The sequence below is a fragment of the Clostridium sp. Marseille-P2415 genome (genome assembly GCF_900155545.1).
Classification (GTDB): domain Bacteria; phylum Bacillota; class Clostridia; order Lachnospirales; family Lachnospiraceae; genus Lacrimispora.
The window spans coordinates 2,447,138-2,472,759 of sequence record NZ_LT732526.1; the positions used below are offsets into that span (position 1 = coordinate 2,447,138).

The following is a 25,622-nucleotide window of genomic DNA, read 5'->3' on the forward strand; positions in this document are numbered from 1 at the left end:
TTATTATGAAAAATTATCATTTACGGATTGATATTATGCTTATTTATATTCAAATACGCTAACCAATATTTTCATTTTATATCATTATATTGTATTATTGCTAAATTTTCAAGTATTTTTATATAAATATTTATATATTTAAGTAAAAATATTTATTATTTTTTTATGTAAATATTTTTACTTCAATCACGTTTCATATTGCTTCGGTTATTGGCAGTTAAGACAGCTTCCGGCTGCTCGCTTTCCATCTGCCTTGCAACTGGTATGTATAATTTAGATCAAATTGGCTATTTAAAAAATACCAGTTCTTTTATATCATAAGTATCAGCAAAAACATGTGCTTTACCAATCAGGGAGGAATCGTTATGAACGATATACAAACGGAAAAAATTTTATTCGGCGCTTTAATGACAGCTCTTACCGCTGCAGCTACTATGTTAATCCATATACCATCTGCATTTAACGGTTATATCCACCTGGGAGACGGAATGGTACTGTTAAGCGGCATACTTCAGGGGCCCTTATACGGCGCAGCCGCCGGAGGATTGGGTTCCATGCTGGCAGACTTACTGTCAGGCTACGCATTTTATGCACCGGCTACCTTTATCATCAAAGCACTGGCCGCCTATTCAGGCGGATATCTCTACCACAGGCTGTCTCACAGCAGCCAGACGGCCCGTTGGCTGCTTCCCTTTCTGGCTGCCGGTATCGTATCCAGCACTGTAGTGACCGGAGGTTATTTTATATTCGAACTCATCATATATAACCTGCAGGCTGCCATGATAAACATTCCATTCAATCTGGTTCAGAATCTATTCAGCCTGATTGTGGCCGGCTCTCTGCTTCCTCTTCTTCTGCGCAGGCGGTAACCCATACCGGAGAAACACGCCTGGCTCGTTACCCGCGTAAATAGAAAGCCCCAGCATTAATGCTGAAGCTTTCTATTTGGCGTACTCATCCTCCAAGCGTCACTTCCTGCCTGGAATACCATGCAATGGCGTCGTATAAGTGCTGGGACCTAAAATCCGGCCAGTAATCATCTATGACATACATATCGGAATAAACAGACTGTACCGGCAAAAAGCCGGATAGCCTTCTGCGCCCTCCCCACCGGACCACCAGATCAATCCTTGAAACATCCGCAGTCTTTAATGCAGGGCCTATAACACCGTCATGAAGCCCCAGATCCCATTCCCAGCTGTAATTGACCAAAAAATTGATTTTCATTCCCCCTGCACCGAACCTGCATCTGCTGGTATACGGTATTAGAACTTCCGGAAACATGGCGGAGGCCGTTTTCCCCAACACCAGCAGCTCGGCGTCTTCTTTTGACAGTTCCTGCACCGCCTTTACGCATGCCTTTGAAAAAGCCTCCCTCTGAACCGTCGGACGCTTGGTATTGTCCACCGTAAAACCATAAAAGGTCATTTCTTCGATTCCCATCTCCCGGCATATATGGTAAAGATCCAGGCCGGGAGATATCCCCTTATCGTATCCGGCCTCTTTTCCCATGCCTTTTTCCAGCGCCCAGCGGCGGTTTCCGTCTGGTATGATTCCGATGTGTCTGGGAATTCTCATATGCTGCCCTCCTTTTTTATTTCCTGTTTTGAAATATTATATAGAGAGTATAGCCATTTTTTTCTGTTTCATAATTTCCTTATTTTAGCCCGGAAGTGGCCCATGAAAACACGGCCGGCATGCCAGGTTTCATGGGCCCTCCTGTCACTTCTTTATTCCCCCGCAAAATCCTAGCAGTCATTATTTTTTCTCTCAGGATCCCGCTTCAGCTCATTTCTTTCCGGAAGCGATTCCTGCTCTCTTTCAGATACCCCGGCTGCACAAGACTGATTCGCTCCTTTTCCGCCTGTTCTATAGGATATTACCTCAATGAGTACTGTCTCACCAACAACCGGAATTTACTGGAAACCTATATCAACCGGAAGGAACTGGAATTGTTGAGACAGTAAAAGGAGAGGTATATTAAGTCTTCTTTCGGGTATAAAAAATACAGCCAAGTCCTGCGGAGGCTTAACTGTACTTTTTTCTCTTTACTTTTAAAGATTGATGTGTTATATTTTATTTAGAAAGAGCAACCGCCCACAAGGTGGAAGCTTCCGGATAATGCTTACTTAGCTCTCAATGAGAGCCGCCTATCCTGTTGGCTGACAGGGTAGGCATTATTTTTTTGGCTTGTTATTCCTATTATCCAAATAGGCAAGCAAAGCAACAAGGAAACTACCACCTAAAAACAACAATGTTAATACCTGATATGTATCCATCCGCTTCACCTCCCTTCTTTTCTATGTTCCATTAGTGAAACATGAAATTCCGGAAGGTCAACCACCCTGTACACGATTACTCATATAAATATTCTACCAACAAATACTCAGTAAAGCAATCAAAATATCCACTTATTTCCATATCCCAATTCTATAAAATCCAATTTAACCAGGACAAACCACTTTAATGATTTCATATGCTTCTTATAGCCATATTACTTGTAATTACATTCCGATAATGACCTCTCCCATCATCCTTTTCTACTGAAATTTTAAGCTATAACTTAACATCATAACCCACCAAATAAACAGGGTACTGCATTTCAAAATGCAATACCCTGTTGTTATAGTTATTTGATTAATTTTTTTGGTTGATCGCCGCCTGTGCTGCCGCCAGTTTAGCAATCGGCACGCGGAACGGGGAACAGGATACATAATCCAGACCGATCTTATGGCAGAATTCTACGGAAGAAGGATCTCCGCCGTGCTCACCGCAAATACCAACATGAAGCTCAGGCCGGACGCCTTTCCCCAACTTGATGGCTGTCTCCATAAGCTTGCCAACACCAATCTGGTCCAGTTTTGCAAACGGGTCATTCTCGAATATCTTGGTGTCATAGTAAGCATCTAAGAACTTACCGGCATCGTCACGGGAGAAGCCATAGGTCATCTGGGTTAAATCGTTGGTTCCAAAGCAGAAGAATTCCGCTTCTTTCGCGATCTCATCAGCAGTAAGAGCCGCTCTTGGAATCTCGATCATGGTACCGACTTCATATTTTAAGCTGCTTCCTGCAGCAGCAATTTCTGCGTCAGCAGTTTCAACAACCACCTTTTTAACAAACTTTAATTCCTTCTCATCGCAGATAAGCGGAATCATGATCTCCGGACATACGTTCCAGTCTGCATGTGCTTTCTGTACGTTGATTGCCGCGCGGATCACTGCCTTTGTCTGCATCCTTGCGATCTCAGGATAGGTAACAGTCAGACGGCAGCCACGGTGTCCCATCATCGGGTTGAACTCGTGCAGGGAATTAATGATGTTCTTGATCTGAGCCACGGTCTTGCCCTGGGCATCAGCCAGCTTCTTAATGTCCTCTTCCTCTGTTGGAACAAACTCATGCAACGGCGGATCCAGGAAACGGATGGTAACAGGATTTCCTTCCAGAGCCTCATAAAGCTTCTCAAAATCGTCCTGCTGTACCGGAAGGATCTTTTCTAAAGCTGCTTCCCTCTCTTTTACCGTGTCAGAGCAGATCATCTCACGGAATGCGTCGATCCGATCGCCTTCAAAGAACATATGCTCGGTCCTGCAAAGGCCGATTCCCTCTGCTCCCAGCTCTCTTGCCTTCTTTGCGTCGGCCGGGGTATCTGCATTGGTTCTTACTTTCAGTCTTCTGTATTTATCTGCCCATGCCATGATCCTGCCGAACTCTCCGGCAATGGTGGCATCTACGGTCGGGATTATTCCATCATATATCTTTCCGGTGGAGCCGTCGATGGACAACCAGTCCCCTTCGCGGTATTCCTTTCCTGAAAGAACGAATTTTTTATTCTCTTCGTCCATGGCGATCTCGGAACAGCCTGATACACAGCAGGTACCCATGCCGCGTGCAACAACGGCTGCGTGGGATGTCATACCGCCGCGTACGGTCAAAATACCCTGAGCGGCTTTCATACCCTCAATGTCTTCCGGAGAGGTCTCAAGACGGACCAGAACAACCTTTTCGCCTCTTTCCTTCCAGGCCTTCGCATCATCTGCGGTAAATACGATCTTTCCGCATGCGGCTCCCGGAGAAGCTGCCAGAGCCTTTGCAACCGGTTCAGTCTTCTTTAATGCTGCTGTGTCAAACTGAGGATGCAGTAAGGTATCCAAGTTTCTCGGATCGATCATCTTCACTGCTTTTTCCTCTGTGATCATGCCCTCGTCAACCAGGTCACAGGCAATCTTTAAAGCCGCTTTCGCGGTCCTCTTGCCGTTACGTGTCTGAAGCATGTAAAGCTTCTTATCTTCAATGGTAAACTCCATATCCTGCATATCTCTGTAGTGGTCTTCCAGTTTATCGCAGATGCCGATGAACTGCTCATAAACCTTCGGCATAACTTCCTTTAACTGTTCGATCTTCTGAGGAGTACGGACACCAGCTACTACGTCTTCCCCCTGTGCGTTCATTAAGAACTCGCCCATCAGATGCTTCTCGCCGGTTGCAGGATCGCGGGTAAATGCAACACCGGTACCGGATGTCTCACCCATGTTTCCAAATGCCATCATCTGTACGTTAACAGCAGTTCCCCAGGAATACGGGATATCGTTATCACGGCGGTATACGTTTGCTCTTGGGTTGTCCCAGGAACGGAAGACTGCCTTGATCGCTTCCATCAGCTGCATCTTGGGATCAGCCGGGAATTCTTCGCCGATTTTTTCCTTGTATTCGGCCTTGAACTGATTTGCAAGCTCCTTTAAATCATCGGCAGTTAAATCTACGTCTTCTGTAACGCCCTTTTTCGATTTCATCTTATCAATGAGCTCTTCGAAATATTTTTTGCCGACTTCCATAACCACATCGGAGAACATCTGGATAAATCTTCGATAGCAGTCCCAGGCCCAGCGGGGATTGCCGGATTTGGAAGCCAGGACTTCCACTACTTCTTCATTTAAACCAAGATTTAAGATGGTATCCATCATACCGGGCATGGATGCTCTTGCACCGGAACGGACAGAAACCAGAAGAGGATTTTCTTTATCGCCGAACTTCTTTCCGGTGATCTCTTCCATCTTTGTAATATGTTCCATGATCTGTCCCATGATCTCATCGTTAATCTTTTCGCCATCTTCATAATACTGAGTACAGGCTTCCGTTGTTATTGTAAACCCCTGGGGAACCGGAAGACCTAAATTGGTCATCTCTGCCAGGTTCGCACCTTTCCCACCTAACAGGTTCCTCATGTCTGCATTACCTTCGGTAAACAAATAAACCCATTTTTTTGCCATAAGTTAATTTCCTCCTCAAAATGTGTTGGTTATTCTGCCCTTCCGCCGGTTTCATTTGCGAAAAAGCCCTGCGAATATTATAGCATAATTCAAATTCTAGTAAAGGGGTTTTCTATAATTATTGGCAAAAATTCGCTCTTTTTTCGATACAATTATTATGAAAGCACTTCCAAATTCTGTCATTTTCCGATATGCGATTCCCGTTCGTATATACGAAATTCAAAATATTTTCTCTGGAATAAATTCAGAAATTTTCGGATAATGACAGATTTCTGTTCTTTAACAAAATCAGGCGGGTTACCAGAGCTAAAAATCCGGCTGCCGGCGTAGCAGTCCAGATTCCCTGTACAATCATCAGGATATCTGCTAATATGTATATAGAGGTAACTACCCGGCGCTGACCGAGGGCAGAAGATACCTCATAAATAATTTTTCCGGGTATTCCGGCAAGTTTATTTTCTTCATAATTTCCCTGATTTTTTTAAGTATTTTGCCCGTTTAACATTTTTTTCTTAACCAACAAGTGAAATAAATCAACATCTGTTAATTTTAAAAGGCTAAGGATTATATTCCATAAATTGTCAGAGTGTTTTTCTATTTTTTCTGTAAAATAATACCAAAGGAGATTGTCTATGGACCGAAAATGTGATACATTAATGGTATCTCTGAAAATTAATCAATAACAGGAGGGAAAATAGGATTATGAAAAAGAGAGCATTCGCATTAGCTATGGCAGTCATGATGACCGCATCATTAAGCGCTTGTGGTTCTTCCGGCTCAGGCGGCACCACTGCTGCACCTGCTGAAACCACTGCTGCTGAAAAGCAGGCGGAAACAACCGGTGCAACCTCAGTGAAGTCCGATTCTTCAAGCGGTTATGATCTTGCGCTTGTTACAGACTTAGGAACCATTGATGACAAGTCCTTTAACCAGGGAGCATGGGAAGGCATGAAAAAGTACGCTGAGGAAAACGGAATCTCCTACAAGTACTATCAGCCCCAGGAAGGCACCACAGATTCCTATCTTGAGACCATCGGCCTTGCAATCGAAGGCGGAGCGAAATTAGTTGTATGCCCGGGATATTTATTTGAAGAACCTATATTCCTTGCCCAGGATCAGTACAAGGACGTTCACTTCATCCTTCTGGATGGCGAACCTCACAATGCCGATTACTCGGAATACAGAACGGAAGCTAACGTTATGCCGATCCTTTTCAAGGAAGACGAGCCTGGATTCCTGGCCGGCTATGCAGCTGTTAAGGATGGAAATACAAAGCTTGGCTTCTTAGGCGGTATGGCCGTTCCTGCCGTTATCCATTTCGGATACGGATTTGCAGAAGGCGCTGACTTTGCAGCAAAGGAAATGGGCATTGACAGCATCGAAATCATGTACAACTACACAGGTGCATTTGCAGCTACACCGGAAGCTCAGTCCATGGCAGCTTCCTGGTACCAGAACGGAACGGAAGTGATCTTCGGATGCGGCGGCGCCGTCGGCAACTCAGTCATGGCTGCTGCTGAAGAAAAAAGCGCAAAAGTGATCGGCGTTGACGTTGACCAGAGCTATGAGTCCGGAACGGTCATTACCTCTGCCATGAAGCAGCTTTCCGTTTCTGTCTATGACGGCGTAAAGGCGTTCTATGACAATGCTTTCCCCGGCGGCAAGACCAGCATCTTCTCAGCTAAGAACGATGGTATCGGACTTCCCCTGGAAACATCGAAGTTTACAAAGTTTACCAAGGAAGATTATGATAAGATTTACGCCCAGTTAAAAGAAGGGAAAATCGAACTCGTACAGCCTTCCCAGGATAACAACAATCCTACCGTTGACTTAAAGCTTGAAAAGACCAAAATTAACTTTGTAGAATAATCTGCAGAGGAAGCACCCTTCGGGCATACCTTTATGCCCAAAAAGCGTGGGCAAAGAAAGAGGAAGCACCCTTCGGGCATACCTTTATGCCCAAAAAGCGTGGGCAAAGAAAGAGGAAAGGAGATGCCGTTTGATTCACCAGTCAGAACAGACCTGGTCTCTTACGGCATCTCCTTTTTATTTTTCATAAAAGCCGAAAAATGCCAAGGAATATTTTACTAACCTGGTACCGGGTTCCATAGACAGGTACCGAAATAAGGGGGATTTTATGGATTATATTATCGAGATGCTTCATATCACAAAAGAATTTCCCGGTATCATCGCCAATGATGACATAACTCTGCAGTTAAAGAAAGGCGAGATACACGCCCTGCTTGGTGAGAACGGTGCAGGGAAATCCACTCTCATGAGTGTCTTATTCGGTCTGTACCAGCCGGAAAAGGGCGTCATCAAAGTTCGGGATAAGGAAGAAAAGATCACCGGCCCTCTGGATGCCAATGGGCTGGGGATCGGCATGGTTCACCAGCATTTTAAGCTGGTCGAGAATTTTACCGTACTTCAGAACATCGTTCTGGGCATGGAAACAACAAAGCGCGGCTTTTTAAAAATGGATGATGCGCGCAAAAAGGTTATGGAATTAAGTGAAAAATACAAATTGTTCGTGGACCCGGATGCGCTCATATCGGATATTACCGTTGGCATGCAGCAAAGGGTCGAGATTTTAAAAATGCTTTACCGAGACAACGAAATCATGATATTTGATGAACCGACTGCGGTTCTGACCCCTCAGGAAATCGATGAACTGATGCAGATCATGAGATATCTGGTCAAGGAAGGCAAGTCCATTCTGTTCATCACCCACAAGCTTAATGAAATCAAGTCGGTTGCGGACCGCTGTTCCGTCCTGCGCCGCGGTAAATATATTGGAACCGTAGAGGTAGCAGAAACAACGCCCGAGGAAATGTCAGAGATGATGGTTGGCCGTAAGGTAAATCTGACCGTCGACAAGAATCCTTCAAAACCCGGGGAGGTCGTACTGGAAGTAAAGGATCTTTCCGTGGAAGCAAGGAAAGAAGGACACACCAAAAAGCTGGTCCACGATGTTTCCTTTCAGGTAAGAAGAGGCGAGATCGTCTGCATCGCCGGTATTGACGGCAACGGACAGACCGAACTGATCCATGCCATCACAGGGATTTCCGATATGAGTGCCGGTACAGTTACCATTAACGGAGATGATGTAACAAAAAAGAGCATCCGTTACAAGAGCACTCACGGGCTGTCCCATATTCCGGAGGACCGCCATAAGCACGGTCTTGTACTGGATTATAACCTGGCCTATAATCTGGTGCTTCAGCAGTATTTTGAAAAGGAATTCCAAAGCAGTACCTTTTTAAAGAACGATAAGATTTATGAATACGCAGAAAAGCTGATCCGGGATTATGATATAAGAAGCAGTGAAGGACCCTTTACCACTGCCCGCAGCATGTCGGGCGGCAACCAGCAAAAGGCCATCGTAGCAAGGGAAATCTCAAAAGCGCCGGATATCCTTCTGGCCGTTCAGCCCACCCGGGGCTTAGATGTGGGGGCCATAGAATATATTCACAAACAGCTGATAAAACAAAGGGATGCAGGAGCGGCAATCCTGCTGGTATCCCTGGAATTAGACGAAGTCATGAATTTAAGCGACCGGATTCTGGTCATGTATGAGGGCGGAGTCGTAGCCGACTTAGACCCCAAGAGCATCACGGTTCAGGAATTAGGTCTTTATATGGCAGGCGCAAAGAAAGAAGGTGGCAAATCATGAAACCCAAACAGATAAAGAATCATACAGGCATTCTCTCTTCCATCTTTGCCATTGTGCTCGGACTTATCGTGGGCTTTATTATCCTGCTTCTCTGCAATCCGGAACAGGCACTTCCCGGATTTGCTACTATTTTGTCCGGTGCGTTTACCCATGGAGCCAAAGGCGTGGGACAGGTTTTCTACTATGCAACTCCCATCATCCTGACCGGACTTTCTGTGGGATTTGCTTTCAAAACAGGGCTTTTTAACATCGGAACTCCCGGTCAGTTCATTATGGGCGGCTTTGGAGCTGTTTATGTTGGTATCCTGTGGACGTCCTTAGGACCGGCCCACTGGGTGGCCGCTCTTCTTGCCAGCGTCATCATGGGAGCGGTATGGGGCCTTGTTCCCGGACTATTAAAGGCATATTTTAACGTAAACGAAGTGATCGCCTCCATTATGATGAACTACATCGGCATGTATCTGGTAAACTGGATCGTAAAAAGCTATAAGCCTTTGTTTAACAACCTGCGCAATGAATCCCGCAATGTAGCGGTGACCGCCAACATCCCCAAGATGGGGCTTGACAAGATATTCCCGGGCTCAAGTGTGAACGGAGGGATCCTTATCGCGATCCTGGTCGTTATTCTGATCTGGGTCCTTCTTAATAAAACGACTTTTGGTTATGAATTGAAAGCTGTTGGTTTTAACCGGGATGCCAGCAAATACGCAGGCATCAATGAGAAAAAGAGCATTATCATGTCCATGGTGATTGCAGGTGCCATCGCCGGACTGGCCGGCGGGCTTTTGTATCTTGCCGGCACCGGAAAACATATCGAGATCAAGGATGTGCTGGCATCGGAAGGCTTTACGGGCATTTCCGTTGCATTACTGGGTTTAAGCAACCCCATTGGAGTGCTGTTCTCCGGTATCTTTATCGCATATTTAACAGCCGGAGGCTTTTACTTACAGCTATTTGAATTTTCAACGGAGATCATAGACATCATCGTGGCGGTCATCATCTATTTCAGCGCCTTTGCCCTGATGGTAAAGATTCTTATCTCTAAGATCCAAAAGCAGAAAGGTGCGAAAACAGAAGCAGCAAAGGAAGGAGGAACGAAATCATGAACGTAATCTATTTCATTTTCCAACAGACCATGTATTTCATGATTCCTCTCATGATCGTAGCTTTGGGAGCCATGTTCTCCGAACGGAGCGGCATCGTCAACATCGCTCTGGAAGGCATTATGACCATGGGTGCATTTACCGGAATTCTGTTTATCAATATGACCGGCGGCTCCATGAGCGGACAGCTCCAGCTCATCATCGCTGTGCTGATTTCCATGGCGGCCGGCATGGTATTTTCCCTGTTCCATGCCTACGCTTCCATCAATATGAAATCCAATCAGGTTATCAGCGGTACGGCTTTAAACATGTTTGCTCCTGCCTTTGCCATTTTCGTGGCCCGTGTCATTCAGGGGATCCAGCAGGTACAGTTTACCAACACCTTCCGCGTCACCTCTGTTCCTGTACTGGGCAGAATTCCGTTTATCGGCCCTCTTCTGTTCCAGAACGCTTATCTCACCACCTACATCGGCATCGCGATCTTCGTGCTCTCTACCGTGGTCCTTTATAAAACCCGGTTTGGCTTAAGACTCCGCGCCTGCGGCGAGCATCCCCATGCAGCCGATGCAGCCGGTATTAACGTATACCACATGCAGTACGCAGGTGTATTGATATCCGGAGCTTTGGGCGGACTTGGCGGACTGGTCTTTGTGGTTCCGACCTCCACTAATTTCAACGCAGACGTGGCAGGATACGGATTCCTTGCTCTGGCCGTTTTGATCTTCGGCCAGTGGAAGCCGGTTAATATCATGTTTGCCTCTCTTTTCTTCGGACTGATGAAGGCTGTTGCATCTGCTTATTCCGGAATCCCGTTCTTAAATGCACTGGGGATTCCAAGCTATTTCTATAAGATGGTACCTTATATCATCACATTGATCGTACTGATCTTCACCTCCAGGAACTCTCAGGCTCCTAAAGCAGAGGGGATTCCTTATGATAAGGGACAGAGGTAAACAAACATGGGGAACAAAAGCCGGCAGAACCACTGCACATGCTGCAATGACTTTACCGGCTTTTCCCTTCGTTTTCTATTCTTCAATTGCCCTTCTTAAGGCTTCCTGATGACGGCGTACCTGTTCAATGCCCCTCCTGTCCGGTTCCGGTTCCTCCTACATGGAATCACCCCCGGCAAGTACCGGATATCCAGATTTCTCCTGGACCGGGCCCATGGAAGCATTCTGGGTACCTGGATCAGCGGTTTCGTACACAGGCAGGTTTAAAAAACTTAAAATAGGGTATACTTGATTTTGTCCACGGCATATGATATAATGCCAGTAGGCAAAGAATGAAGCTATGTCCAAGCTGGACACAAAGCGAAAGCCCCAGAGATGCGAGCTCTGGGGCTTTCTTCATGCTAGTCGTCACTATCGTCACTGGCAAGCCTGAAGGCAGCCAAAAGGCTGATTTTCCAAATCCGGTCCGCGCTTTTGCCTGACTTCATTAAATAATTATACCTAGAAACGGAACTTATCCTCAAAATAGCTTCTAAGCTCCGCAATCGGTACTCTGACCTGATCCATGGTATCACGGTCCCGCACGGTTACAGCATGGTCTTCCTCTGAATCAAAATCATAGGTAATACAGAACGGCGTACCGATTTCATCTTGTCTTCTATAACGTTTTCCAATGTTTCCTCTGTCGTCAAATTCGCAGTTGTAATACTTGCACAGCTCTTCAAATACCTTTTCCGCACCTTCGTTCAGCTTTCTGGAAAGAGGCAGCACACCGATTTTGACCGGCGCAATGGCAGGATGGAAATGAAGCACGGTACGCACATCTCCTTCCGCGATCTCCTCCTCATCGTATGCCGCGCAAAGGAAGGCAAGCGTCACACGGTCTGCGCCCAGTGATGGTTCAATGACATAGGGGACATAACGTTCCTTCTTCTCATCATCAAAATAAGTCAGATCCTGTCCGGAAGTATTCTGATGCTGGGTCAGGTCGTAATCAGTCCGGTCAGCGATTCCCCATAACTCACCCCATCCGAATGGGAATAAGAATTCGATATCTGTGGTTGCCTTGCTGTAGAAAGAGAGTTCTTCCTTCTCATGGTCTCTGGCACGCATTTCCTCTTCCTTGATTCCCAGGTTCTTTAACCAGCTGATGCAGAATTCTTTCCAATATGCAAACCACTCCAGATCCGTATCCGGCTCACAGAAAAATTCCAGTTCCATCTGCTCAAATTCTCTTGTACGGAATGTGAAGTTACCGGGAGTGATCTCATTGCGGAAGGACTTCCCGATCTGTCCGATGCCGAATGGAATCTTCTTACGGGAGGTTCTCTGTACGTTTTTAAAGTTTACAAAAATACCCTGTGCTGTCTCAGGCCGTAAGTACACGGTGTTCTTCGCATCCTCGGTAACACCCTGAAATGTCTTGAACATTAAGTTGAACTGGCGGATATCCGTAAAATCATGCTTCCCGCAGCTTGGGCAGCATATGTTCTTTTCATCGATGTAGCTTTTCATCTCTTCCTGGGACCATGCATCCACGGAACCCTCGATTTCAATGTTGTTCTCAGCCAGATAATCTTCAATCAGCTTATCCGCACGGAAACGCTCCTTACATGCCTTACAGTCCATAAGAGGATCAGAGAAGCCTCCCAGATGTCCGGATGCGATCCATGTCTGGGAATTCATCAATATAGCGCAGTCCACCCCAACATTATACGGGCTCTCCTGAACGAATTTCTGCCACCATGCCTTTTTTACATTGTTTTTAAGCTCCACTCCCAGGTTGCCGTAATCCCAGGTATTCGCAAGGCCGCCGTAAATCTCAGAGCCAGGATACACAAATCCTCTTGATTTTGCAAGCCCCACAATCTTTTCCATTGTCTTTTCCATGATCTTAACCTCTCTTATTTAAATATGATGTAACTTTTTCCCTGTGATATCTGAACGGTATGACGATCCTTAACAATTGCATTACCGGAAATAAATAAAAGCTTTCCCTGGGTCTGTATTGTGACAGGATTTTGTGTCTCCACGACCACGGCATGGCTTTCTCCCTTGCTTGACAAGGCTTTCTTATCTGCCTGTTTTCCATCCGAAGCCTTTACAAATACGGTTCCTTCTGACTCGGTCTGCCCTAAGACATCCGAAAGGGAGGTTACAGCGATGGAATCCACCTGGTTTGCTTTATCCTCATACTCAGAAGCAAAGCCGGCCAGATCGTTTCCTGACCCGTATCGGAAAATCATTTGGGCGCTGCCCTTTTCCATGGTGCAGGAATCAAGGGTAACTGCCCCCTGGCCATGGGTTCCATTGTAAGCCGAAACGGCTTCTTCCAGATAAGCCTTTAATTCTTCTGCATTATAATAGTCCTGATCCGCATAGGCTTCTACTGTTGAAGTCTTGAGTATTCCTTCTTCTGTTACAAATATTCTGCTGCTTTCCCCATTCAAGGTGCTGCTTCCGCCATCGCCCAAGCAGCCCGTCAGCATTCCTGCAGCGACAAGGACTGCCAGAACCGCTTTCTTCTTTTTCATTCATATTCCTCCTGCATTGAATCGGCAGTGCTGCGGATTCGCACTGCTATCCACGTATACGCGGTGCAAAAGACTCACTGATATCCGCGAATCCGCAGTGCAGCGATGGAATCCTGCGGATTCCATCGCTCACGGGCATTCGCCCTATGAATCAGGACACGGAAAATTTTTCTTATGTGCAAGCACAACGAAAAATTTTCCGTGTCCTGATTCGCACTGCTCATAGCATACGTGGACATTATACCAAATACCACCCATCATTTCAATACTTTCCCATCATGACCTCTAAAATCTCAAGGGAATGAAATTCCCGGTCTACATAGCGTTTCTTGTTGATTTCCACGCAGTGGCTGAATTCCTCTAATACCGGTTCCGTTAATGTAAAGGTATAAAGGTGCTCTGCCGGGGATGCGATCACATATTCCCATGCATAGTTGGCTGAATCGCTGACAGGGCGGGGAGGGGTTTCCGTATATTCCCCGTTTAACACCATTGCTTTCAGCTCAAATACCCTCTGCACCAGTTCATTTTTCAGCGCCGGCTTTAAAAGAGCCCGTATGGACTGGTAAAGCAGCTTTAAAAACCCCGTCCCATCCATATTTTCCCGGGCGTAATAATCGGCCAGCTCCAGAAAATAGGATCCATAGCAGGTCCCTTCCACATCCAGGGCCAGTTCTTCAAAATAATTGGTGATTTCCGCCGACCTAAGGGTGTAAGAGTCCCTGCCTTCGTAAAGAGAGAACTGTCCGAAGGCAAAGGGGCGGCTTACCGCCATAAGCGGATTGCCTGGCCTTCTGGCTCCTCTGGCAAATGCGGTAATCTTTCCTCTTTCCCTGGTGAGTATCACAAGGCGTTTATCCATTTCCCCGACCGGGGATACCTTTATTACCATCCCCGTCAGCTTTTCAACTTCCCTCAATTCCTACCACCGCTTTTAGATGTCTTTTTCATTATATCCATAATTTTTCATATACAGCTCGCTGTCGCGCCACTCTTTCCTTACTTTTACCCAAAGCTGTAAATTCACCTTTGTATCCATCATATCCTCGATCTCCCTGCGGGCCGAGCTGCCGATCTTTTTCAGCATGAGACCGCCCTTTCCGATGATGATTCCCTTATGGGATTCCCGCTCGCAGACGATGGTGGCGTCAATGTCTATGATGCCGTTATCCCGTTCCTTCATCTTCTCTACCGTTACCGCGATGCCATGGGGAATCTCATCGTTTAAAAGACGCAGGGCTTTCTCCCTTATGAGCTCCGCCGAAATCTGCCGCATGGGCTGATCCGTTACCGTATCTTCATCGTAATACTGAGGTCCGCTTGGAAGGTATTTATAAATCAGTTCCAGCATTAAGTCCGTATTTTTGTCCTTTAAGGCGGAAACCGGCACGATTTCCGCAAACCCGCAGATATCCTTATAAGCATTGATAAATGTCAGGATCTCTTCCTGGTTTTTTACCGTATCGATTTTATTGATAACCAGGATAACCGGAGTTTTCACCTGTCTTAACTGCTCCGCAATATGCTGCTCGCCTGCTCCGATGTAAGTGGTCGGCTCCACCAGCCACAATATCACATCCACCTCCTTTAAGGTGCGCTCCGCCACATTTACCATATATTCGCCCAGCTTGTTTTTCGCCTTGTGGATTCCGGGGGTATCAAGAAAGATGATCTGCCCCCTTTCATCGGTATACACGGTCTGGATCCGGTTTCTGGTGGTCTGGGGCTTATCGGAAGTTATGGCGATCTTCTGGCCTACAAGATGGTTCATCAGGGTGGACTTTCCCACATTCGGACGCCCGATCAGGGTAACAAAGCCTGATTTATAGTTGTTTTCCATATAGGTTCTCCTTTGTTTCATGAGTGGAATAAGTTCTTGATCTCTCCAAACAGCTCCTTATCCGCGGTCAGCTTATCTTCATTGCCGATGACGCAGAGACTTCCCGTATCCAGAACCGCTTTTACAATAGGTGCCAGTCTGCGGATGTCTTCCTGGGTGGCGTTTAACACCTCTTCCCTCTCTTTTTCCATCATTTCCCGGTCCACGCCGGATAAATACGCGGAAAGACCGCGATTGCCCCTGGTCGATGGCGGGTAGGGCACATCCATATCGCTGATGGTACCGATGACGTATTTGGTCATGTCACGGTCCTCTACCTGGAAATTCTTTAAATAATCTACGATTCCGTCGTATATCCGGTTTGTCTCTCTTAAATTCGGATCCCGGTAGGAGGTCAAATACCCTTCCCCGGAACGGCCGAAGCCGCTCATGCAGCCATAAGCACCGCCCTTGACCCTTAAATTGATCCAAAGGTAATCATAGCTTAAAATGACCTTTAATATTTTAAGAGCGCCGGTATATTCCAGGCCGCTTTCTGCAAAGGATCCGCACCTGGCTACATAGTTGACCTGGGAAGCAGTGCAGAAGCCTTCGTTCCGCTTGCCTGCCGGGAAGGTGAATGGGTAGTGTTTTTCCTCTCCTTCCGGCAGTACATCCGAAAGCTTGCCCAGTGCACCGGGAAGAAGCTTATAGCCTTCCTCATTTGCCGTGTAGCTGACCAGCATGTTTTGGGAAGTGAAAAGCTTTTTCATGACCGCTTTAAACCGGGCAATGATCTCCTGCTTGTGGACCGGGTATTCTTTCTCCAGCTTTTCCAGAAATTCATAGTATCCGATTCCTCCGGTCAGATCGTTAAAGTAAGAGGTGGCGGAAAAATAAGAGGTGGCTCTGGCTACTGCCGCCGAATGGCAGGAACCCTCAAGCTTCATCCTTGCTCTTGACCTGGTTTCACTGATCACTTCGCCCATACGCTTTTCATCATCCAAAATGGAACGGGTCAGGATCTCTGCAAGAATGGAGAAACCGAAATCCAGCTTCTCATACATCACTCTGGCACTGGCCATAAAATACCCCTTAAACTGTCCCTTATTCTTTAAATCAGGATAAGAGGTGACGCTGAAGCTGACACCGCCGCTGTTTAAATGGATTTCACTGGTTAAGTCCCCATAGGTAAAATTCTCTGTGTTCACATAACCTAACAGGGACTTTAAAAATCCGACATAAGGCAGATCTTCTACCGGAACGGCAGAGGTATCAAACAGGACTTTCAAATATCCGATTCCGGATGTAAACATATCATGATGGATCACCTTTACTCCATGGACCTCTTTTTCATCCCATATGATCGCTTCCGGCTCTCCGCTTATATCTTCTCTCCGAAGCATTGGAATTTTCTCCAGATCCTTCTGCGGAGACGGGGTTTCCTGGTATTCCTTTAAGGAACGGGTCTGTAAAACCAGCAAACGGATCTCTTCTTCGGAAAGGGAAGCTTTGTAGGCCGCCAGTTTCTTTGCCGTCTTCTCCTCCTCCATTGCTGTCAGGTTCTTCCTGGGGCTTACGGTTAAAAATACTTCAAACGGATTATCCAGAAGGTATTCCCGGATAAGCTGCTCAAAATATCCGTCATCCACCACTTTTTTCAAGTAGTCAAAGGTTTTCTGGTATTCTAAGTGCATCATCGGATCCCCGTCATAAAGCCAGCTGTCCATGCACTGGAGCCCGTACATCAGGCCCTTTGGTGCAGAACCGTAATCCGCTTCCCGGTAACGGAATTCGTAATAATTCATTCCGGCCCTCAGGCTTTTCTTATTGATCCCCTCATCTGCCAGTTTCCGCAGCGTCCCCTTTATAACGGCCAGAAATTCCCCTCTCTGCTCCCGGTTTGCATTTTTGGCAATGACGGAAAAATAAGGCTGGAGAATGCCGCTGTCATATCCGCCCAGAATGTCCTGACCGATTCCGGCATCAATGAGGGCCTGCTTTAAAGGCGCTCCCGGCGCATCAAGCAGGGTGTACTCCAGAATCTGGAATGCGATGTATAGCTTCGGGTCCAGATCCGTACCTGCCACCGTACTGACGGAAAGGTAGGTGGCATTTTCCTCTGATTCCCCTTCTGTAATGGAGTAAAATATCTCATCCTCCACCGGTTCTTTAAATGGCTCCTGCCTTGTAATTCTGGAATCAATGGAAATCTCATCGTAATGGCTTAGATATTCTTCATGAAGCCAGGTAAGCTTCTCCTCCATATCCATATCCCCATACAGGTAAATATAGCTGTTGGAAGGATGATAGTATCTCCTATGAAAATTCAGAAAATTTTCATAAGTCAGATCCGGAATAAAAGCAGGATCCCCCCCTGATTCCTGGCCATAGCAGTTATCCGGGAAAAGAGTTTTTCTTGTGTGGCGGTCCAGAACTTCTTCCGGGGAAGAAAATGCCCCTTTCATCTCGTTATAGACCACTCCATTGTAAATGAGATCGGATTCCGGATTTTCCAGTTCATAATGCCAGCCCTCCTGCATGAATATCTTCGGTTCTTTATAGATATTTGGATGAAGCACCGCATCCATGTAGACATTCATTAAATTCTGAAAATCCTTCTCATTGCAGCTCGCTACCGGATATACTGTTTTATCCGGATAGGTCATCGCATTCAAAAACGTGTTTAAGGACCCCTTTACCAACTCCACAAACGGGTCCTTCACCGGAAACTTATCGGAACCGCACAGCACACTGTGTTCCAGTATATGGGCAACTCCGGTACTGTCCGCCGGCGGAGTACGAAAACCGATGGAAAACACCTTGTTCTCATCGTCGCAGGATACGGTAAAAATTCTCGCCCCGCTCTTTTTATGCCGGAGCACACATCCGAATGCGTTTATCTCCTTAATTTCCTTTTCTTCCACAACCTCATAGGCCGCAAGGTTTTTAAACTGATTCATTTTCGTATTTTTTCCTCCTGCAAAATCTTTATTATTTACATATTGCCCACTAATTTATCTTTTAATATGGCCACGCACTCTCTCACGCAAAAGTGTACAAAAAGAATTGGATCAGAGCCGCAGGAAATGCCGTAGATATCCGGAATTCCCCACTTTTCCGCGATCTGCTGTGCCCTGAATACATGGAAATCACTGGTCAGGACCCCAATCTTAATCGGTTTATCAGGAACCTCTTCAAAGGTTCCGGGTTCCATGAAAATCGGATTATTCTGTTGTTTCGCTTTCTTTTCCGCCTGATCCTCTTCGATCGCCACACGGCTGTATGCGATATTTTCAACCGTACTGGAAGAACGGGTCTCTAAAATCAGCTGTTCTTCCCTTACTCCGTTAAACACCAGATAATCCCGCATGGCCGCTGCTTCGCTGACAGGCTCATCATCTCCCTGTCCGCCGGATAGTACCAGGGTCGTGCCGGGATTTTCATCCAGATACTGTATGGCTTTATCCAAACGTTTTTTTAAAGATTTGCTGATCCCTGTCTCCTTCACTCTGGCTCCCAGAACAATGACATAATCCAGATTGGATGTGTCACGGGCACCTACTCCGGTAAATACCAGTATTTCCACTACCATAAATACCAGAATTCCGGTACAGCACATGGTAACAACCGACACCGGAATCCATAATGGAACCTTATCCTTATGTTTCATATATGCTTCCCAGCCCACTGCCAGCAATATGCATATAGCAGTAAACGCAAGCCATATAAATGAAAACGATGTGGTAAGCCCCGAATAAATTACGATCACAGTATAATAAATAATACAGGAAACGGCTATCAGCCACAGGATCCATGCCATACGTACGCCAGCCTCCTTCTACACGTTTAAAACCCAGGTAAATTCTGGGTATGATTCTTTTATAGCATACCACAATATGGGGAATTCTACAACTGTCACTAAAATTATAAGGGGGATTTATATTTTAATTTACTGGCTGGAGGTTACGTGGACTTTGGCAATGAATGTTGAGGGAAAAGAGGCCGGGGGGAGAGCCAGCAGTTGGAGTTTCGGCAGAAGGGCTTCTAAGGCCGGAAGGGCACAAAAAACATGGGACCGGAAAACTACGCCCGAATTTCTGAAAGAAATTCGCGCTCCGGGTTTCCTTGAAGGTTGGCTTTGAGGCCAACCTTCACCCATGTTTTTTGTACCCTTCCGGCCTAAGAAGCTCTAATCTGCCTGCAAACCAACCGCTGGCTCTCCCCCCGGCCTCTTTTCCCGGCAAAGTTTTTGAAAAAGTCCACTGCGTACTGGCTGGCCTCATTTAAGATAAAACTGTAAATATCTGAATATTTAGACTGTGTAGTCCAGCCTCCACTTTATTATTTGCAGTAACCATCTTTTCATGACTGTTTTCCTATGATTTTGATGTTTAAGATATGAAAAAAACACAAGGTTCGGGACTTTTGGTTTTTTGTATATTAAAATAAATTTACGGAGGTTCTCAGCCTTTTGCCTCGCTTCTGCGGAGAATGTCGTATTGCTCCATTTCCACACCTAAGTCCACATAGAGGACCTGCTGTGGGTGGGGAGCACTTTCCTGGGAACTGCCTTCTTCGTCATAAATAGCTTTTACGATGGCTTCTAAGTTCCGGCCGTCAGGCTTCATGACTTCTATGGTCTCGCCTACGGTGAACTTGTTTTTCTGTTCGATGCGGGCACAGCCTCTTTCATCGACGGCTTCAATGGTTCCCAGATAGGTGTAGTTTTTTACATAAGTATTGTTATCGTAAATCTGCGTGGTGGAATCCGCCTTGCCAAAATAGAAGCCGGTAGTGAACTCCCGATAGGTGCATTTACCGATTTCGGAACGGTACCATTCCATGTTAGCCCGGTACAGTTCCGGGTCTTTGGTGTAATCGTCGATGGCCTTCCGGTAGGTTCTGGCTACGGTGGCTACGTAAAGGGCAGTCTTCATGCGGCCTTCAATTTTGAAGCTGTCGATTCCGGCATCCATCATCTCCGGGATGTGCTCGATCATGCATAAGTCCTTGGAATTGAAGATATAGGTTCCGCGTTCATTTTCGTATACCGGCATGTATTCCCCGGGACGCTTTTCCTCTACGATGGAATATTTCCAGCGGCATGGATGGGTGCAGGCACCCTGATTGGCGTCTCTTCCTGTCATGAAATTGCTTAAGAGGCAGCGGCCGGAATAGGAAATGCACATGGCTCCGTGGATGAAGCTTTCGATTTCCATTTCCTCCGGGATCTTCCGGCGGATTTCCTTTATCTCTGCAAGAGAGAGCTCCCTGGCAGAAACAACGCGCTTAGCTCCAAGCTGATACCAGAACAGATAGGTCCCGTAGTTGGTGTTGTTGGCCTGGGTGCTGATATGGATTTCCATATCCGGCAGTATCCGCTTTGCAATGGCAAAAACGCCGGGATCGGAAATGATCAGGGCATCCGGGCCTGTTTCTTTTAATTCCTTAAAGTACTCTTCTACTCCCGGAAGGTCATCATTGTGGGCCAGAATGTTGGCGGTAATGTAGACTTTTACCCCTTTTTCATGGGCAAAAGCAATTCCTTCCCGTATTTCTTCTTTTGTAAAATTTTTAGCCTTGGCACGCAGGCCAAAGGCTTCTCCTCCGATGTAGACAGCGTCAGCGCCGTAAATCACTGCGGTTTTTAACACGTCTAAGCTGCCTGCCGGTATCAAAAGTTCGGTCTTTCTCATGAAAATCCTCTCTTGTGTTATATTTTAAGGAAGTTCGATTCTCTTGCCTTCATTAAGTAAATTATGCCAAGATGCTGACGGTTACGCCGTCGCCGATGGGGACAATGGTTGTCGTAAGCTGCCTGGAATGTTTCAGTTCATATAAAAATTCCCGCATCCGGCAATGTATGGTACGGTTGCGGCGTTCCACCGCATAGCGGGATTCAATGATGTCTCCATCCTGCAGGACATTGTCGGAAATCAACATGCCGCCTGGCCGCATAAGCTCCAGGATCCGTGGAAGCCAGGTCAAATACTGTCCTTTGGCTGCATCCAGAAAGACAAGGTCAAAGGGGCCGGTAAGCCCCTTTAATATCTCTTCTGCGTCCCCCTCAAGCAGTGTGATCCGGTTCGTTTCTCCGGCATTTTTAAAATTTCTTTGAGCCTCGGGAATCCTTTTTTCATATTTTTCTATGGTTGTTATATGGCAGTCAGACGGCATGACCTCCGCCATTAATAAGGTAGAATAGCCGACTGCCGTTCCGATTTCCAGGATGGCCTTTGGTTTTATGGCCGCTGTCATGGTCTGCAAAAAGGCAGCGGTTTCTTCCCTTATGACGGGGACTCCGGTCTGTCTGGCCTTTTTCCCGATTTCTTCAAGAAGCGGGCTTCGGTCTGCTTCCAGAGATTTGATATAATCCGTTATCCTGTCATTTACGATCATTCTTTTTCTTCCTTTTCCTCTGTATTCTCATTCATCATCTGAAGGATTTCCTTTGAGGTCATGGAAGTGTTAAAGGTATAGCTTCCCGGAATAATCTTATAACCAAAAAACTCAGCCTGTATGATAAAGGAATATTCATTGGCGATCAGACCATCATCCTTCAAAAGCTTTGCCGCCTGGGATACAGAAGTCCCTTCATTTACCGTTATTGCCTTATCCCGTCCCGGCTCTGCTTCCATAGCGGAAGCATAAAAGATACCATGGCCGAATTCATATCCTCTGGTGACTCCTTCATACAGCAGAAGGACCACAAGGGCAAGAACAATGAGCCTGCTTGATATAGCGATGATCGCTCCTGTTATTCTGTTGATCTCTTTTGTTGTCCGGCTCATAATCTTCCGCTCCTTTCGCCTTAAAGGTACGGCTCTTTCCCGCTTATCCCTATACTTCCATAATAATCGGCAGAATCATGGGATTCCGCTTCATGCGCTTCCAGAGGAAATCGCTCAAGCTGTCCCTTATGATATTCTTGATCTTACCCCAGTCATTGATGTGACGGTCCAGACAGTCGGAAACAGCGTCATTTACAATGGCTCTGGCTTCTTCCATTAAGTCTTCCGATTCCCGCACATAAACAAATCCTCTGGAGACAATATCCGGCCCTGCCAAAAGCTGGTTGGAGTATTTCTCCAGGGTCAGGACTACCACGATAATTCCGTTCTGGGCCAGGTTCTGTCTGTCTCTTAAAACGATATTTCCAACATCGCCGACGCCAAGGCCGTCCACCAGGATCCCTCCTGCCTGTACGTGGTCTACGATACCCCAGGACTCCTGCCCCAGTTCCACCACATCACCGGAGGACATGATGATCACATTCTCCTTTGGAATGCCCATGGCCTGGACTACATTTTTCTGGGCCATCAAATGACGGTACTCCCCGTGAACAGGAACGGCATATTTAGGGCGGACCAGGGCATACATCAGCTTGATCTCTTCCTGGCAGGCATGTCCGGATACATGGGTGTCTTCGCAGATCACCTCGGCTCCCTTCATGGAAAGCTCGTTGATGACCTTGGAGACTGCCTTTTCGTTTCCCGGAATAGGATTGGAGCTTAAAATCACCACATCGCTCGGTTTAATAGAGATCTTTTTATGGGTGTTGCCCGCCATACGGGAAAGGGCTGCCATGGATTCTCCCTGGCTTCCGGTCGTGATGAGCACGGTCTGCTCATCGGGATAATTTTTTAACTGGTCGATATCAATCAAGGTCCCTTCCGGAATGTTAATATAGCCAAGCTCGCTTGCCGTACCGATCACATTGACCATGCTGCGGCCTTCTACGACTGCCTTGCGCCCATACTTGGCTGCAGAATTGATAACCTGCTGTACCCGGTCTACGTTGGAAGCAAAGGTGGCCACAATGATTCGGTTGTTCTTATGGTCTGCAAAAATGTTGTCAAAGGTTTTCCCTACGGTTTTTTCAGAGGGTGTGAATCCGGCTCTTGTGGCATTGGTACTGTCGCATAAGAGAGCCAGAACGCCTTTTTTGCCCAGTTCTGCAAAACGCTCTAAATCAGCCGGCTCTCCAAAAACCGGAGTATAGTCAATCTTAAAGTCGCCTGTATGCAGGATCACGCCGGCCGGTGAAAAAATGGCAAGGGCGGAAGCATCGGCAATGCTGTGGTTTGTCTTGATAAATTCAATGCGGAAGCAGCCTAAATTAATGGACTGTCCGTGTTTGATCACTTTTCTCTTCGTATTTTTCAGTAAATTATGTTCTTTTAATTTGTTCTCGATCAGCGCTATGGTCAGCTTTGTCCCGTAAACCGGTACATTGATGTCCCTTAAGATATAGGGAAGGGCACCGATATGGTCCTCGTGGCCATGGGTAATGACAAATCCCTTCACCTTATCAATATTCTGTTTGAGATAAGAAACATCCGGTATGACCAGATCGATTCCGAGCATATCATCGGTCGGGAATGCCAGTCCGCAGTCCACAACGATGATGCTGTCTTCATATTCAAAAGCAGTGATATTCATACCAATCTGCTCCATTCCGCCTAAAGGAATGATTTTTACTTTTGCGTTGCTGTCTTGTTTTTTCAATCTTTTACCTCCATCTTATGATTTTCCGTCCTGTTCTTCTTCCATTGCCTTCCGGCATTCCCTGCAATACCCATGAAGCTTCACTTCATGATCGGTCACAAGAAACCCTGACTGATCCAAAAGCGCCTGTTCCAGCGTATCAAGCAAGTCACCTTTAAAGGAAAACACTTTTCCGCATCGGCTGCAAATTGCGTGGTGATGGTGGTGTCTGGACTCACGATCGAAGCCCCCCAATTCATAGCGGGCAAATCCGTCGTCAAAGCTGACCTTGTCAATGACTGATAAATCCACCAGTACCTGCACGGTCCTGTAAATCGTGGCAAGCCCGATCTCCGGACATTTCTGTCTGGCCAGATCATAGATCTCTTCCGCAGTCAGATGCTGCCCGGGGCGCTCTGCCATGAGTTCCAGTACCAGCATGCGCTGGTTGGTCACCTTGAGTCCTTTCTCTCGAAGCATATCCTTAAAAACTTCCTGTTCCATAAACAGTCCCTCAATTACTCACCATCATTTTTGTGTACGAATGAATCAAGCGGATATGCTTACATATCCGGTTGACGCCCGGTAAAGCAGGGCACGCCGTTCACAAATTCAAGTTTGAAAAATGCTTTTCTTTCAAACTTCAATATCCACATCCGCTCCGTCAAGCAGTTCGGAAAATATCTTAAATAAATAATCTATCTCGTTATCATCCTCTACAAACTCGTACAAAGCCTCGGCATCATCCCGCTTTGACAAGTCTTTTAAGATGTAACATTCGCCTTCCTCATCCTCATCCGCCGCATCGGTTACCAGCAGATAATTCATACTGTTGATTCTGGTTTCTTCCAGAACATAAAAGTCCACAGCTTCCCCTGTATCGGTTGTCAGGGTGATTTTCTTTTCTTCACTGTTCATTACTTTTCTCCTGTTGTTAAGCTGTCTAAATATCCCTGCAGAATCAGTCCTGCTGCCACCTTATCAATGACTGCCTTCCGGTGTTCCCGTCTCACACCGCTTTCCTGTAAAATCCTTTCCGATGCCACCGTTGTCAGTCTTTCATCCCAGAGAACAACGGACAGCCCGGTCCGCCTCATCAGCATTTCCTTAAACTGTTCTGTTTTTTCAGCCCGGTCACCTGTTGAATTATTCATATTCTTAGGATAACCCAAAACAATGGTTTCAATCTCATATTCCCGAATCAGTTCCTCAATCCGGGCACAGGTTTTTCTCAATTTGTTTTCGTCTTCTCTCGTAATTGTTTCCACCCCTTGTGCTGTTATACCAAGTAAGTCGGAAACTGCAACTCCAACAGTCTTAGAGCCGTAATCAAGTCCCATGATCCTCATATTTTTTTCTCCACGCAATATTTATGCAACAAAACAAAGCTGGTCCGCAGCCAACTGTATAAAAACAAACTGTCAGACTCCGCCTCCTTCCACTTCATCTGACAGCTAGACTTAAGATTATCCACGTCGTTACTTCAACATCGTATCAATATATACCCGCATAAGCTCTTCCAGAATCTCATCCCGCTCTACTTTCATAATAAGACTTCTGGCATTCTTATGGCTGGTAATATAGGTAGGATCTCCGGACATAATATATCCTACGATCTGGTTGATCGGATTATATCCCTTCTCGGTAAGGGCAATATAAACCTGTTCCAAAACCTGGCTTACGTCCAGTTTATTTTCCTGCACTGATCTGAAAAATTGCGTATTATGAATATCGCCCATGTTTCTCACGTCCTTTAACTGTTCTCCTATATTCTAAACCAAA

The 25,622-nt window shown here is 46.3% G+C and carries 22 protein-coding genes; 5 read left to right on the forward strand and 17 right to left on the reverse strand.

Translation table 11 applies throughout. The annotated features are described in order from the left end of the window. Nucleotides 1–365 precede the first annotated feature (365 nt). Nucleotides 366–869, forward strand: coding sequence for an ECF transporter S component (locus BQ9856_RS16080; protein WP_159442017.1), 504 nt, complete (start codon nucleotides 366–368; stop codon nucleotides 867–869). Between the two features lie 85 nt (nucleotides 870–954). On the opposite strand, the gene BQ9856_RS16085 is transcribed toward BQ9856_RS16080, so the two are convergent. The 3 genes from BQ9856_RS16085 to ppdK form a co-directional block, all read right to left on the reverse strand. Beyond that, nucleotides 955–1,578: an undecaprenyl diphosphate synthase family protein gene (locus BQ9856_RS16085; RefSeq protein WP_077611938.1), complete on the reverse strand. Its 624-nt coding sequence runs from the start codon at nucleotides 1,576–1,578 to the stop codon at nucleotides 955–957. A 599-nt stretch (nucleotides 1,579–2,177) separates the two neighbouring features. Next, a complete protein-coding gene (locus BQ9856_RS25290; protein ID WP_235839229.1) occupies nucleotides 2,178–2,279 on the reverse strand; it encodes a putative holin-like toxin in 102 nt (33 codons plus the stop codon). Nucleotides 2,280–2,637: 358 nt separating this feature from the next. After that, entirely contained in the window at nucleotides 2,638–5,268 is a 2,631-nt protein-coding gene (ppdK, locus tag BQ9856_RS16090) for a pyruvate, phosphate dikinase (protein ID WP_077611939.1), read from the reverse strand. Between the two features lie 702 nt (nucleotides 5,269–5,970). On the opposite strand from ppdK, the gene BQ9856_RS16095 reads away from it, so the two are divergent. The 4 genes from BQ9856_RS16095 to BQ9856_RS16115 all read left to right on the forward strand — a co-directional run bounded on the left by BQ9856_RS16095 (nucleotide 5,971) and on the right by BQ9856_RS16115 (nucleotide 10,997). After that, nucleotides 5,971–7,137: a BMP family lipoprotein gene (locus BQ9856_RS16095; RefSeq protein ID WP_077611940.1), complete on the forward strand. Its 1,167-nt coding sequence runs from the start codon at nucleotides 5,971–5,973 to the stop codon at nucleotides 7,135–7,137. 268 nt (nucleotides 7,138–7,405) lie between these two features. Next, complete coding sequence (locus tag BQ9856_RS16105; RefSeq protein WP_077611942.1) at nucleotides 7,406–8,941, forward strand: ABC transporter ATP-binding protein; 1,536 nt, start codon at nucleotides 7,406–7,408, stop codon at nucleotides 8,939–8,941. Then, a complete protein-coding gene (locus BQ9856_RS16110) occupies nucleotides 8,938–10,047 on the forward strand; it encodes an ABC transporter permease (RefSeq protein ID WP_077611943.1) in 1,110 nt (369 codons plus the stop codon). Before BQ9856_RS16105 ends, BQ9856_RS16110 begins: the two co-directional genes overlap by 4 nt. Continuing rightward, nucleotides 10,044–10,997, forward strand: coding sequence for an ABC transporter permease (locus tag BQ9856_RS16115; RefSeq protein ID WP_077611944.1), 954 nt, complete (start codon nucleotides 10,044–10,046; stop codon nucleotides 10,995–10,997). The genes BQ9856_RS16110 and BQ9856_RS16115 overlap by 4 nt, the downstream gene beginning before the upstream one ends. A 501-nt stretch (nucleotides 10,998–11,498) precedes the next feature. Here the strand turns inward: BQ9856_RS16115 and BQ9856_RS16125 are convergent. From BQ9856_RS16125 to BQ9856_RS16195, 14 genes are all read right to left on the reverse strand, one after another. Next, on the reverse strand, nucleotides 11,499–12,887 hold the full coding sequence (locus tag BQ9856_RS16125; RefSeq protein WP_077611946.1) for a glycine--tRNA ligase: 1,389 nt from the start codon (nucleotides 12,885–12,887) through the stop codon (nucleotides 11,499–11,501). Between the two features lie 14 nt (nucleotides 12,888–12,901). Continuing rightward, nucleotides 12,902–13,531, reverse strand: a complete 630-nt coding sequence (locus BQ9856_RS16130) for a hypothetical protein (RefSeq protein WP_077611947.1) — start codon at nucleotides 13,529–13,531, stop codon at nucleotides 12,902–12,904. Nucleotides 13,532–13,793: 262 nt separating this feature from the next. Then, complete coding sequence (recO, locus tag BQ9856_RS16135) at nucleotides 13,794–14,450, reverse strand: DNA repair protein RecO (RefSeq protein WP_077611948.1); 657 nt, start codon at nucleotides 14,448–14,450, stop codon at nucleotides 13,794–13,796. Between the two features lie 15 nt (nucleotides 14,451–14,465). After that, the gene (gene era / locus BQ9856_RS16140) at nucleotides 14,466–15,371 is read right to left on the reverse strand and encodes a GTPase Era (RefSeq protein ID WP_077611949.1); all 906 of its coding nucleotides are present in this window, start codon (nucleotides 15,369–15,371) and stop codon (nucleotides 14,466–14,468) included. Between the two features lie 17 nt (nucleotides 15,372–15,388). After that, complete coding sequence (locus BQ9856_RS16145) at nucleotides 15,389–18,313, reverse strand: insulinase family protein (RefSeq protein WP_077611950.1); 2,925 nt, start codon at nucleotides 18,311–18,313, stop codon at nucleotides 15,389–15,391. Nucleotides 18,314–18,348: 35 nt separating this feature from the next. Continuing rightward, nucleotides 18,349–19,173 carry a YdcF family protein gene (locus BQ9856_RS16150; RefSeq protein ID WP_077611951.1) on the reverse strand — a complete coding sequence of 275 codons (825 nt, stop codon included), beginning with the start codon at nucleotides 19,171–19,173 and terminating at the stop codon, nucleotides 18,349–18,351. 643 nt (nucleotides 19,174–19,816) lie between these two features. Continuing rightward, nucleotides 19,817–21,049 carry a peptidase U32 family protein gene (locus BQ9856_RS16160; RefSeq protein ID WP_077611953.1) on the reverse strand — a complete coding sequence of 411 codons (1,233 nt, stop codon included), beginning with the start codon at nucleotides 21,047–21,049 and terminating at the stop codon, nucleotides 19,817–19,819. Nucleotides 21,050–21,110: 61 nt separating this feature from the next. Then, on the reverse strand, nucleotides 21,111–21,752 hold the full coding sequence (locus tag BQ9856_RS16165) for an O-methyltransferase (RefSeq protein WP_077611954.1): 642 nt from the start codon (nucleotides 21,750–21,752) through the stop codon (nucleotides 21,111–21,113). Further along, a complete protein-coding gene (locus BQ9856_RS16170; protein WP_077611955.1) occupies nucleotides 21,749–22,144 on the reverse strand; it encodes an endolytic transglycosylase MltG in 396 nt (131 codons plus the stop codon). The genes BQ9856_RS16165 and BQ9856_RS16170 overlap by 4 nt, the downstream gene beginning before the upstream one ends. A 49-nt stretch (nucleotides 22,145–22,193) precedes the next feature. Next, nucleotides 22,194–23,861: a ribonuclease J gene (locus BQ9856_RS16175; RefSeq protein ID WP_077611956.1), complete on the reverse strand. Its 1,668-nt coding sequence runs from the start codon at nucleotides 23,859–23,861 to the stop codon at nucleotides 22,194–22,196. Between the two features lie 15 nt (nucleotides 23,862–23,876). Beyond that, entirely contained in the window at nucleotides 23,877–24,344 is a 468-nt protein-coding gene (locus BQ9856_RS16180; protein WP_077611957.1) for a Fur family transcriptional regulator, read from the reverse strand. Between the two features lie 132 nt (nucleotides 24,345–24,476). Next, nucleotides 24,477–24,758: a DUF1292 domain-containing protein gene (locus tag BQ9856_RS16185; RefSeq protein ID WP_077611958.1), complete on the reverse strand. Its 282-nt coding sequence runs from the start codon at nucleotides 24,756–24,758 to the stop codon at nucleotides 24,477–24,479. Next, nucleotides 24,758–25,189, reverse strand: coding sequence for a Holliday junction resolvase RuvX (gene ruvX / locus BQ9856_RS16190; RefSeq protein WP_077611959.1), 432 nt, complete (start codon nucleotides 25,187–25,189; stop codon nucleotides 24,758–24,760). The genes BQ9856_RS16185 and ruvX overlap by 1 nt, the downstream gene beginning before the upstream one ends. A gap of 129 nt (nucleotides 25,190–25,318) precedes the next feature. Further along, nucleotides 25,319–25,579 (reverse strand): IreB family regulatory phosphoprotein, encoded by a 261-nt coding sequence (locus BQ9856_RS16195; RefSeq protein ID WP_077611960.1) that lies wholly within the window; start codon nucleotides 25,577–25,579, stop codon nucleotides 25,319–25,321. Nucleotides 25,580–25,622 lie beyond the last annotated feature (43 nt).